Origin of the sequence: Kribbella sp. NPDC056345, from assembly GCF_042262745.1 — a bacterium.
In the GTDB taxonomy this organism is placed as follows: domain Bacteria; phylum Actinomycetota; class Actinomycetes; order Propionibacteriales; family Kribbellaceae; genus Kribbella.
In genome coordinates, this window is record NZ_JBHJQQ010000002.1 from 633,053 (window position 1) to 644,105 (window position 11,053).

Here is an 11,053-nt window from a genome sequence, read left to right on the forward strand (position 1 = left end):
AGGATCTGGGGGAGCGTGCATGGCCGAGCAGGTGCCGGTGGGATTCAACCGCCTGGCCACGTTCCTGTTTCAGGTGTACCGGCGAGGCAGTTTCCGGCACGAGAGCGACGAGTCGCAGCCGGTCTTCGCCTGTGTCCAGGACGAGCTCGACCTGGAACCGGCCCGGGACGAGCAGCCGGCGGTTCCGGTCGTGCTGCGGATGCTGTCGGACCGGCTGCTCCCCGGCGGCGCGAAGTCGCGGGAGCTGCAGGTGCCGCACTGCCTCGTGAGCCTCGAGGACACGTCGGCCCCGGGCGGCGCGGACGATGAACTGCAGCCGGTGGAGAGGCCTGAGGTCGAGAAGCTGGTCGAGGTTCTGGACCGGGCAACGGCAGGGCTCGCGGACAACCGCGGCGGGGGCTACCAGTTCCCGCGCTACGACCTGGTCCGCTGGCTGAAGGACGAGTCGTTCAAGGAGGGCCGGGGGACGCCACGCGCGCGTGTCCGGCGAGCCTTGTACCGGCGTGCAGTCGGCGGGGCGAACGACGGGGACGGCATCTGGGGGCGGATCCAGGGCCAATTGCCGGGATGGCTCCAGGTGCTGACGCTGTGGCTGTTGCCCGCCTTCTTCTGGCTGCGGCACAGCGGACGGGTGCCGGTGCTGTCCGGTCAGTACCGCTGGCTGCGCAACCAGGCGTACGTCGCGCGTGGTGACGACAATCTGTTCGAACTGGCGAACCGGTTCTCCGCGGATCAGTACAAGGACCAGGACGCGGAGCGGTACGCCGGTGTGCTGGTGAACGCCTTCCTCGAGGATCTGCGGGCCGGCTTCCGGGCGGTGGAGTGGATCCACAAGCACCGGGCCACCCATCCGATCCTGCTGGTCGGTCCGATCAGCAGGACCAACGGCGGCTATCTGCTGGTCCGGATGGTCGCAGAGGTCCGGAACGACACCCTGCGGTTCGATCCCCTGCTGCTGGTGACCATCAGCCGGAAGGTTCCGCCGCTCGCGGACGAACCAGGCAAGGCCAAGGTCGACAAGAGTGTGGCCGACTGGCGGAAGCGGCACCTGGAGGAAAGCCTGCGGCGGCTGGTCGGGGCCTGGCTCCTGGTGTTCCCCATCGCCGGCCGGACGATCCCCGCCCAGAGCCGCGGGGTCGGACGGCGCGACGTACCGGCCGTCCCGCAGAAGGTGCAAGAGGAGAAGCCTCAGCCTTTCGTGCGGGTGCAGGGGCCGCTGTGGCGGCGGCGGTCCGGTGGGTGGTTGATCATCGGGACGGTGCTTGCTGTGCTGGCGGCGACGTACGCCGGGTTCGGCGTACTGGACGATCGGCGGCACTGTGGTGGGGACGGCTTTCGGTGGTTGTTCTTCGAGGCCGTGGACGAGTCGGTGGCGAGGGTGGACGGGGACTGCGTCGGGGTGACCGACGGGACCAACGCGTTGTTGTACCCGACTCAGTCGTTCGGGCCGGTGGGGGACAAGATCCTCGAGCAGAACCGGCAGACCGTCGAGCTGAGCAAGCGGGAGCCGGAGCGGCCGGTGATCACGCTGGTCTTCATGACCTCGGCGAACGACCGGTCGCTGAGTGCGGGGGTGTTCACGGCGGAGCGGGAGCAGCTGGCCGGGCTGGCGGTCGCGCAGGCTGTGCAGCTCGGGAAGCCGGCGCAGCGGTACGAGCCGATCCTGCGCGTCCTGATCGCGAATGCCGGGCCGCAGTTCCGGCACGCGGACCGGGTGGCTCAGCAGCTCGGGACGCTGGCTGCGAAGGATCCGTCGATCGTGGCGGTCGTCGGGTTGGTCGAGAGCCGGGAGTCGACGCAGGCGATGATCCGGAAGCTGGCCGCGGTCGGGCTGCCGACGGTGGCCGCCACGCTGACCGCGGACCAGATGGTCGACGTCAGCCGGATGTACGTGCAGATCAGTCCCCAGAACCGGCGCGAAGCCGCGGTCGCGGCCGCCTACGTGCAGAACGAGATCAAGGACAAGAAGGACCCGTTCGGCCGGCCGCTGACCCGCAAGCTGACTGTCTACAAGTCCGACGACCCGGCCGACACCTACAGCCAGAACCTGGCCAAGGACGTCCTGCAGGAGTTCCAGGCTGCCGGGATCCCCGGTCAGGCCGTCTCCTTCAGTCCGCAGGGCACCGGCATGAATGCCGCCCAGGCCGGACAGGACGCGTGCGATCACCGCGGTGAGATCGTGTTCTTCGCCGGCCGCGGCCAGGTGGACTTCCAGGCCTTCGTGGGTGGCCTGCAGGACCGGTGCCGGACCCGGCCGCCGTACCTGATCGGTGGTGACGACGTCACCAAGTACGTCGCCGATCGCAGCACCAGCGGCCTGAACCAGTCGATCCCGTTCCAGTACCTCGCGCTGTCGCTCGCGCCCGACCTGCTGGAGAACGCGACCTCGGAATCAGCCGATTTCTACGCCCAGCTGGAAGAGTTGTTCCAGTACGAGAAGAGCGATCGCGGCCGCAGCCTGGACGGTCACGCCGCACTGAGCTTCGACGCCGCGTACGCCGTGGTGCTGGCGACCAGTTTCCTGCGCCGCGACAGTATCGCGGTGAACGGCGGGACGGTCTGGTCGGCCCTGCAGTCGATCACCGACGCCGACGGCGCCAAGCGTGGCTACCAGGGAGTGACCGGGCGGATCGACTTCGGCGGCCGGGTCAACCACCGGGTGCCGGTGGACAAGCCGGTCGCCATCGTCACCTTCCAGCGCGGCGAGCCGGTGCCAAAGGCAACGATCGTCTGCGGTCCCCGGTCCGAGTCACCGGCATGGTGCCCGGCCGACTAGTCCTTCGGGATGAGGGGAAGACCATCCTGGCGGCCGATGGGTGGCGGCGGTTCGGCACGCATTCTTGAAGGTATGACCGGGGACTTCTTACCTGAACGCCGGAAGGCTTCAGCGCTCAGCCAGACACTGACCGTCGTACTACTGCTTGCTTTGGCCGCGTTGGCTGCGTACCTGTTCCTTTAGGACTCCCAGCGCACTTCTGCCTCGCCGGGCCGGACCACACCGGCCTCGTAGGCGACGACGACGGCCTGCACACGGCTGGACAGGCCGAGCTTGGACAGCACACTGCTGACGTGGGTTTTCACCGTGGTCTCGCTGACGAACAGCTTGCTGGCCAGGTCGCGGTTCGACAGGCCGCGGGCCATCCAGACCAGGATCTCCCGCTCACGCTCGCTCAGCTGACCGAGCATCCCGGCCCAGCGTGCATCCGCCTGCGCGGGCGCCGCGGCCGCCGTACCGCCGACTTGGCGCTCCAGCTCGACACACCGCTCCAGCAGGACGCGCGTCGACGCCGGGTCGACCAGGGAGTCACCGCGGTGCACGGCACGGACGGCTGACACCAGCAGGTCCGGGTCGGTGTCCTTGAGCAGGAATCCGGAGGCCCCGGCCCGGACAGCACTCAGCACATAGGCCTCGTCGTCGAACGTCGTCAGCACCAGTACGGCGGGCTTCGATCGCCCGGCGGCTTTGTTGGCGGCGGTGATGCGCTCGGTCGCGACCAGCCCGTCCATCACCGGCATCCGGATGTCCATCAGTACGACGTCCGGGTCGTACTGGTCGATCAGCCGCAGCGCCTCTTCGCCGTCACCGGCTTGCGCGACCGTGGTCAGGTCCGGCTCGTGATCGAGGATCATCGCCAGCCCCATCCGGATCACGCCCTGGTCGTCGGCGACCAGGATCCGGATCTTCGGCTCGTTCAGTTCTGCGGCGGCAGCCATGCCTGCACTCTCCATCCACCCAAGGGGCCCGCGGCGACGGCCAGTGTGCCGCCGACCGCTGTGGCCCGTTCGCGCATCCCGATCAGCCCGTTCCCGCGGCCGCTCTCGCTCCGCCGGGCGGTCTCCAGCACGTTCACCGGTGGTGGGCCACCGCTGCCGTTGTCGTCGATGGTGAGGAGCTCGCCCTGCGGACCACTCTGCCAGGTCACCCGAGCCGCGGTGGCCTTCGCATGCACCATCACGTTGGTCAGGGCCTCCTGGATGATCCGTACGGCGGTCAGGTCGGTGGCCGTGGTGAGCTGGTGCTGCCGGGTCGGCAGGAACATCGCGACGTCGATCCCGACCGCCTTCAGCCGCTCGCCCATCCTGGCCACATCAGCCAGGTCGGGGACCGGAGCGGTACCGCCACCGGAGTCGGTCGGCTCAGTTCCCGGGGCGCCGTTGAGCACCCGGACGGTCTCCCGCATCGCGGTCAGCGCTTCCTTGCCGCTGGCAATGATCCAGCGGATCGCCTCGCGCAGCACCTCGGGGCGCTGGTCGGCCACCCGGTCGGCGGCCTGAGCCCGGATCACCACCGCGCTGACGTGATGGGAGATCACGTCGTGCAGGTCGCGGGCGATCCGGGTCCGCTCGGCGACCGCGGCCCGCTCGGCCTCGATCGCGCGCAGCCGGACCAGCTCGGCGTTGCGCTGTTCCAGCACTGCCACGCTCTTGCGGCGCCGGCGCGCGTCGGCGCCGAGCAGCACCATGCCGCAGATCAGGGCCTCCGCGAAGACGAAGAGCGACACGTCGATGTAGCTGTAGAGGCTCTGCAGGTTGCTCGGCAGGTTCTCGTACCGCTTGCCGTACATGATCGCGCGGTTGGAGTGACCCAGCACGATCGCGACCACGGTCGGCAGCCCGATCATCAGGCCGGCCAGGCTGCCCATCGCGAAGAACCCGCTGACCAGGCGACGGACGCCGTTCGAGGCAGCGATGTAGCCGGCCACCAGCAACGGGACCAGATGAATCTCGGACTGCAGTGCCGCGTCGGCGATCTCGGGCTGCCCGAACATGGTCAGGCCGAGCTGGGCGGCCAGGCCGGTGCCGACGGTCGCGTAGACCAGCGGATAGAGGATCGCGACAGTGATCAGGGTCGTCCGGGGGCTCCGACGGCCGAAGGCGACGGTGCCGATCAGGAAGACGCCGGTGACCGCGGAGACCATCGGGTTGCGCGGCCGCAGCCAGCTGTCGTCGATCACTGCCAGGGCCGCGAACCAGACGATGCCCACGAGGGCAGCCACCAGCAGGTCCTGCTGGAGCTGGGTCAGGCGTCGCCATGCGGTCATGTCGCCCAGCGTAGTCATCCGGTATTCAGTGACACCTCGTCTGCCCGGTCGGGTCAGTCTCCAACTTTCGGACGACTCCAGACGTCCGAACTGATACTCAGGGCCTACTGGTGGCCTGCGAGGACGGTCCCTGGGGCCGATGTGGGATCCGTGGCAATCCGAGAGGCTGTACCCATGACCGAACAGCTACCGCAGCGGCCGAGCCGTCCGATGCGGTCCCGGTTGCTGTCCGTGACCGGGGTGGCTGTGCTGGTGACCGTGGTCGGATCAGTCCTGATCTGGCACACGCAGTTAGGGGAGTTCTTCTCGCCGGAGGCCGACAAGGAGCCGGTCGTCTCGGGGCTGAACGCGCCCGGTGTCTCCGGGCCTCCTCCGACGACGCTGGCTACTCGCACGCCTCAGCCCGAGCGGGAGCCTACGAAGCCGGCGAAGCCGAAGGCCACCACGAGCCCGAAGCCGAAGCCCACGAAGAGCCCGAAGCAGGCCCCCAAGAAGACGGCCGAGTACGGCGAGCTGGACATCGACGGGCTGTCGCCGAAGCTGCGCGCCCGGTTGAAGAAGGCGATCGTCGCCGCGCGCGCCGACGGCGTCCGGATCCAGATCAACTCCGGCCGGCGGAGTGCCGCCAAGCAGCAGCGGCTGTTCGACGAGGCGGTCAAGAAGTACGGCTCCGCCAAGGCAGCGAGCCGCTGGGTGCTGCCGCCCAAGTACTCCGCCCACGTGCAGGGCAAGGCCGTCGACATCAAGCCGGTGGCCGCCATGCAGTGGCTGGACAAGAACGGCTGGCGCTACGGCGTCTGCCGCCGCTATGACAACGAACCCTGGCACTTCGAGGCTCTGACGGCGCCAGGGACCAAATGCCCACCGCGTGAACCCCACTCAGTGGCCAAGAAATAGTCCATCCGATGCCCGCCAGGAGCAGATCATGACGATGACCTACGCACACCCGTTGCCCACGCGCTACACCCGCGCCCGGCTGACCGTCCCCGCACTGTGGCGCCAGGTAGTCCGTGGCAGCGACACCGTCAAGGGGAGCGAGAAGATCGTGCCGGAGCCGGATCGGTCGGCGTACACGCAGCTGGAGATCTACGACGGCGTACTGGCCGCCTTCGAGCGCCGGGACGAGGTCGCCGCGGTGCTGGCGGCTGCCGGTGACCGCGACACCGCCGTACGCCGGTTGCGTCAGGAGCTGGCGTTGAGCCACCTGCAGGCGACCGCCCTGCTCGACCTGCCGCTCACCACCGAGTGCCGGGACCGGATCGCCCACCGCGCCGCGGAGTTGCGTGCAGCGCTCGAGCGGTAACACTGGATGGGTGATCACTCTCGAGCAGGCCGCACGGTTACGCAAGGCGGGTGTCCTGTGGACACCCGCGGCCGGCGATCGGTTCGTCGTCCCGGACCGCGAGATGGACGACGACGTGTTCGTCGTGAGCGACATGACCGTCGAGGTGCACGATTACCAAGGCAGCAAGGTGATCGGGTTCAACGGCACCACCGAATGGGCGCTGGACAGCATCGAGCAACGCGAGGTGATCTGGCTCCCTCGTGAAGAACAGCTCCGGACGCTACTGGGTTCGCATTTCCGCCGACTGGAGGCCGTCGCCGACGGGTACACCGTCGAGCTGACCAGCTCCACCCACAGTTCACCAGACGCCGAGCAGGCCTACGCGGCCGCCGTACTGCACCTGCTGTCCGCCTGAGTCACCGCGGCGTGTTGGGGCGCCAGTACTGTTTCTTGTCCTTGTCCTTCACGGTGTAGCCGAGTTTGGCCACCTCGTCGCGGAGCTCGCGCAGGTCGGCCTTGCCCTTGTCGCCGTCGTCGAAACCCTTCGCGCGAGCCTTCAGTACGGCGTTCGCCCCCGGAGGCAGCTCGGGCTCGTCCTCGACCCAGCGGCGGAACCGGTCCTCGTGCGGATCGCCGTTGTCGGTCCACGGATAGCCGTGCCGGCGGAAGGCCTGCGGGATCTTATGGACCTCGCTCTTCAGCTGGTCGTGCTTCTCCCGCGCCAGTTCACGTGTCGTCGAGTCCAGCAGCACGATCTCCTTGCCGTCCAGGAACGCGGTGGCGACCTTGTGCCGCGGCACGGTCACGGTCTTCTCGTTCTTCAGGAACTCCACCGACTCGTCGGTGATCGTCACCTTGAGGGTGTCGTCGAGCGCGATCGCGCCCAGGAACAGTCCACCGAGCAGGCCCACCGTCATACCGCCCAGACCGACCCACAACGCGTCCCAGGTCGCGAGCACCTCGAACATCCGCTGCCGTGGGACCCAGCGCAGCCCGGCCAGCCAGTCCGCGATCCGGGGCAGGAAGAAGCCGAGCACCACACCGGCCAGCGGCAACGCGCCGTACAAGAGCACCTTGTCGGCGAGCGAATGCCCGATCACCGTCTTCCCCGTCGTCGCCTGCATGCTCCGAAACTAGCGGCTGGGAGCGGAACTTTAGTATCGGAACAGGACGACCGAAGGAGACTTGGTGACCGAGGGCATCTGGCTGCGCTTCCTGAGCGGCCCCGAGATCGACTCGCTGGGGCTGACCCGGACCGAGATCGTCGACGCCGTCGAGGAGGCAGTCCGCGAGCACGGTCTCGGCCGGACGAGCTTCGAGCCGCGGGTGCACCTGATGCCGTCGAACGGCGGAATCGGTCACTTCAACGTGCTTCGCGGGCATCTGGACGGGTTGGGTGCGCACGGCATCAGCGGGGTGAAGGTGGTCGGCGACTTCGTGCCGAACTACCAGGTGGGACTGCCGAGTGAGTTGGCGATGGCCACGTTGTTCGATCCGACGACCGGCGTACCGCTGGCTGTGCTGGACGCGACGTTCATCACCGCGGCGCGGACCGGGGCGATGACGACGGTGGGGGCGCGGTACCTGGCGCGGCGGGACAGCAAGATCCTGGCGCATGCCGGCGCTCGTGGGACCGCATGGTGGAACGTGACGATGCTCGACGATCTGTTCGAGCTGGACGAGATCCGGGTGACGTCTCGGCGGGCTGAGTCGCGGGAGAAGTTCGCGGCTGAGCTGTCGGAGGAGCTGTCCACGCCGGTGCGGGTGGTGGCGACGGCTGAGGAGGCGTTCGACGGGGCCGACGTGATCGTGGAGGCGACGCGGTTGATGGAGCCTGAGCCGTTGCTGCGGACGGCGGCTGTTCGGCCGGGGGCGTTCGTGGTGCCGTATGGGACGGTCAGTGCGGTGGAGCTGGATCTGCTGGATGTGATGGACAAGGTCGTGGTGGACGACTGGCGCGAGGCGCAGTCGGGGAAGTTCGGTTCGTTGCGGCGGCACGTGGACAGCGGCCGGCTGTCCCCGGAGACCTTGTACGCCGAGCTGGGGCAGATCGTCGCCGGGCAGAAGCCGGGACGGGAGAATGATGCCGAGCGCAACCTTTTCTGGCATCGGGGGTTGTCGCTGCTGGATGTGGCGATCGCGTATCTGATTCTGCAGAAGGCCGAAGGTGCGGATGTCGGCACGATGCTGCGGTTCCACTGACATGCTGATCAACCAGGCATCGGACGTCGATCCGAGCAGCGCTGCGCCGGTCGAGATCGCCCAGCCGCTGCTCGATCGGCTCGCTGGTATTCGGGCGGAAGTGCTGCAGGCGTTGAGCTCGGGTTCGGCTGTCTACGGTGTCAATACCGGTATGGGTGCGATGAGCAAGGTGCGGTTGAGCGAGTCCGAACAGCGCATCCACCAACGGAACCTGCTGCTGGGGCGAGCGGTTGGCGGACCGCCCTGGCTGCCGGCCGACGAGGTGCGCGCGGTGTTGCTCGGTCGGCTGCGGACCTTCCTGAATGGCGACGCCGGGGTCTCGGTCGAGCTGATCCAGCAATTGGTTGCCCTGATCAACAGTAATGGTGTGGTGCAGATTCCTGCCGAGGGAGCTGGGTCGGCCGGGGAGATCATTCCGCTTGCACATGCCTTCGGGTCGTTCGAACCAGGACCGAAGGAGGGGATCGCGTTGCTGGCGGGGATTCCCGGTGCCACCGGGAGGGCGGCTCTGCAGGTTGCGCGGGCTCGGCGGTTGGCTGATCACCTGACGGCGGTTGCTGCTGGGGCGATCTCGGTGGTCGGGGCGAACCGGGCGCCGTACCAGCCTCTCGCGGGACGGGGAGACGACGTACTGGCTGGGGAGTTGGCTCAGTTGCTGGAGCTGGCTGGGCCTGAGGCGGAGCCGCGGAGTTTGCAGGCGCCGGTTTCGTTTCGGGTGGCGGGGCAGGTGACTGCGCATGTACGACGGTCGGTCGCCGATCTGGATCGTGCGGTACGGCGGGCGTTCGACGGGGTGACCGACTCGCCGGCGTACTTGGGTGGTGAGTTCGTGGGGACGGCCGGCTTCCACGGGATTGATCTGACGGCGTACTGCGATCACCTGGTGGCGGCGTTGGCCCATGCAGCGGAGGTTTCGGCTGCGCGGTTGCATCGGTTGCTGGATCCCGCGGTGACCGGGCTGCCGGCTCAGCTCGCGCACGAGCCGGGGCCGCAGGCTGGGTTGGTGGCGGTGCACAAACGGGCGGTCGCGACGACGCATCGGCTGCGGCGGCTGACGTTGCCCACGGCAATCGGTACGGCGGAGACGTCGAACGGGCAGGAGGATGTGCAGAGCTTCTCGTGGGAGGCGGTCGGCAACCTCGCGGAGGCCATTCGCCTGACTCGCGAGGTCACCGCCTGCGAACTACTGGCCGTCTATCAGGCCTTCACACTGGCCGAACGCCCGCTGCCGACGAGCCTGCAGGCGGTCGCGGACGTCGTACCGCCGATCGTCGCCGACCGGCCGTTCGGCCAGGATCTGACCCGGCTGCTGGAGACTGTGCTTCAGCCCTGACCGGCAATGGCCTTCTTCAGCTGCGCGACCAGCTCCGGCAGCATGAACTTGATCCCGAGCGGACCACCGATCGAGAACGCGCTGGAGAACTCACCGCTCGGCGACGGGGTGTTGATCACCGGGGCACCACCGAAGTACGCGACGTGCTTGCCCTTGACCGCCGGAAGTGCGTTGTACAGCTTGTTCTTCTCCAGCCCGGGATCGATCTTGCCGGCGGCGTCGAGTGCGGCCAGGTAGATCACGTCGGCCTCGAACTTGGCGGTCTGCTCGGCCGGGATCGCGACGTAGAAGTCGCCGTTCTCCATCGCGTCGATCTGTGGGTTGGTCTTGAAACCGAGCGATGTGAGCAGGTGCATCCGCGGGTCGGACGGCAGCCAGGCGTTCAGGACCTGGTTCGTGTAGACGCCGGCCGTGATCGTCTTCCCGGCGAACTCCGGGTTCGCCTTGGCCGCGTCGCTGAGCAGCGCCTCGGTCTGCTCGATCACCTCGGTGCCCTTGGCCGACGTACCGGTGGCCTTGGCGATCTCGGCGACCTGGTCCTGCCACTTCACGCCGTACACGTTCTTGGTACCGGCCGGGGCCGCGATCGTCGGCGCGATCGCGTTGAAGGTCTCGAACTCCTTCTTGTCGTTGATCGAGTTCACGTAAAGAATCAGGTCCGGGTCGAGGGCGGCGATCTCCTCGAACTTCGGCTGGTACGCCTGCACCAGCTTCGGGGCCGGCTGGTCGCCGAGCGCGGATTTCACCCAGCCGCGCGTCTCGGTGTGGCCGAACCAGTCCGCACCCGCCACCGGGACGACCCCGAGCGCGATCGCGGCCTCCATGTCCCCGCCGCCGATCGCGACGATGCGCTGCGGCTTCGCCTTGATCGTCGTCGTACCGAACAGGTGCGTGATGGTCACCGGGAAGCCCGCGGAGCTGCTGTCGCCTGCGGTGTTCTGCGGGGTCTCGCCCTGACTGCAGGCGGTGAGACCGGCCAGCGCGAGGACGACGGCCACGATGGATCGGAGATTCATTAGGGCAGCCTAACCTGACTCGGCGGCGAGATTGTCAGGGGTTGAACGAAAAAATCCAGCACGACACGCGGTCCGCACCCGAGTCGCAAGTAGCTCGCGGCCCTCCTGTGTCGTTCAGAAGGTAAAGCTGACCCGACGGGGCTATCAGGTCACTGGTTGTATCCAGTAGCCTGAC

10 protein-coding genes are annotated in these 11,053 nt (G+C 68.0%); 6 read left to right on the forward strand and 4 right to left on the reverse strand.

The features are described from left to right. Positions 1-19: 19 nt before the first annotated feature. Positions 20-2,776 (forward strand): ABC transporter substrate-binding protein, encoded by a 2,757-nt coding sequence (locus tag ACFCV3_RS08710; RefSeq protein ID WP_376027681.1) that lies wholly within the window; start codon positions 20-22, stop codon positions 2,774-2,776. A gap of 179 nt (positions 2,777-2,955) precedes the next feature. On the opposite strand, the gene ACFCV3_RS08715 is transcribed toward ACFCV3_RS08710, so the two are convergent. After that, positions 2,956-3,696 (reverse strand): response regulator, encoded by a 741-nt coding sequence (locus tag ACFCV3_RS08715; RefSeq protein ID WP_376028719.1) that lies wholly within the window; start codon positions 3,694-3,696, stop codon positions 2,956-2,958. After that, positions 3,693-5,042 carry a sensor histidine kinase gene (locus ACFCV3_RS08720; RefSeq protein ID WP_376027684.1) on the reverse strand — a complete coding sequence of 450 codons (1,350 nt, stop codon included), beginning with the start codon at positions 5,040-5,042 and terminating at the stop codon, positions 3,693-3,695. The genes ACFCV3_RS08715 and ACFCV3_RS08720 overlap by 4 nt, the downstream gene beginning before the upstream one ends. Positions 5,043-5,216: 174 nt before the next feature. Here ACFCV3_RS08720 and ACFCV3_RS08725 point away from each other — a divergent pair, with 174 nt between their 5' ends. Genes ACFCV3_RS08725 through ACFCV3_RS08735 form a run of 3 tightly spaced genes read left to right on the forward strand, consistent with a single transcriptional unit; the run spans position 5,217 to position 6,742 of the window. After that, positions 5,217-5,939 (forward strand): M15 family metallopeptidase, encoded by a 723-nt coding sequence (locus ACFCV3_RS08725; RefSeq protein ID WP_376027687.1) that lies wholly within the window; start codon positions 5,217-5,219, stop codon positions 5,937-5,939. 28 nt (positions 5,940-5,967) lie between these two features. Further along, positions 5,968-6,345, forward strand: coding sequence for a hypothetical protein (locus ACFCV3_RS08730; protein WP_376027690.1), 378 nt, complete (start codon positions 5,968-5,970; stop codon positions 6,343-6,345). A gap of 10 nt (positions 6,346-6,355) precedes the next feature. Beyond that, on the forward strand, positions 6,356-6,742 hold the full coding sequence (locus tag ACFCV3_RS08735) for a pilus assembly protein CpaE (RefSeq protein ID WP_376027693.1): 387 nt from the start codon (positions 6,356-6,358) through the stop codon (positions 6,740-6,742). A gap of 1 nt (position 6,743) precedes the next feature. Here ACFCV3_RS08735 and ACFCV3_RS08740 read toward each other — a convergent pair whose 3' ends face one another. Continuing rightward, positions 6,744-7,451 carry a hypothetical protein gene (locus ACFCV3_RS08740; RefSeq protein ID WP_376027695.1) on the reverse strand — a complete coding sequence of 236 codons (708 nt, stop codon included), beginning with the start codon at positions 7,449-7,451 and terminating at the stop codon, positions 6,744-6,746. A gap of 64 nt (positions 7,452-7,515) precedes the next feature. Here ACFCV3_RS08740 and ACFCV3_RS08745 point away from each other — a divergent pair, with 64 nt between their 5' ends. Next, entirely contained in the window at positions 7,516-8,529 is a 1,014-nt protein-coding gene (locus ACFCV3_RS08745; RefSeq protein WP_376027697.1) for an ornithine cyclodeaminase family protein, read from the forward strand. Between the two features lies 1 nt (position 8,530). After that, a complete protein-coding gene (locus ACFCV3_RS08750; protein WP_376027700.1) occupies positions 8,531-9,862 on the forward strand; it encodes an aromatic amino acid lyase in 1,332 nt (443 codons plus the stop codon). Here ACFCV3_RS08750 and ACFCV3_RS08755 read toward each other — a convergent pair. After that, positions 9,853-10,878, reverse strand: a complete 1,026-nt coding sequence (locus ACFCV3_RS08755) for an ABC transporter substrate-binding protein (protein ID WP_376027703.1) — start codon at positions 10,876-10,878, stop codon at positions 9,853-9,855. The genes ACFCV3_RS08750 and ACFCV3_RS08755 overlap by 10 nt on opposite strands. Positions 10,879-11,053: the final 175 nt, after the last annotated feature.

Coding starts and splice junctions, on each gene's coding strand:
- ACFCV3_RS08710 (WP_376027681.1), top strand. CDS start 20: ATGGCCGAGCAGGTGCCGGTGGGATTCAACCGCCTGGCCACGTTCCTG.
- ACFCV3_RS08720 (WP_376027684.1), bottom strand. CDS start 5,042: ATGACCGCATGGCGACGCCTGACCCAGCTCCAGCAGGACCTGCTGGTG.
- ACFCV3_RS08725 (WP_376027687.1), top strand. CDS start 5,217: ATGACCGAACAGCTACCGCAGCGGCCGAGCCGTCCGATGCGGTCCCGG.
- ACFCV3_RS08730 (WP_376027690.1), top strand. CDS start 5,968: ATGACGATGACCTACGCACACCCGTTGCCCACGCGCTACACCCGCGCC.
- ACFCV3_RS08740 (WP_376027695.1), bottom strand. CDS start 7,451: ATGCAGGCGACGACGGGGAAGACGGTGATCGGGCATTCGCTCGCCGAC.
- ACFCV3_RS08750 (WP_376027700.1), top strand. CDS start 8,531: ATGCTGATCAACCAGGCATCGGACGTCGATCCGAGCAGCGCTGCGCCG.
- ACFCV3_RS08755 (WP_376027703.1), bottom strand. CDS start 10,878: ATGAATCTCCGATCCATCGTGGCCGTCGTCCTCGCGCTGGCCGGTCTC.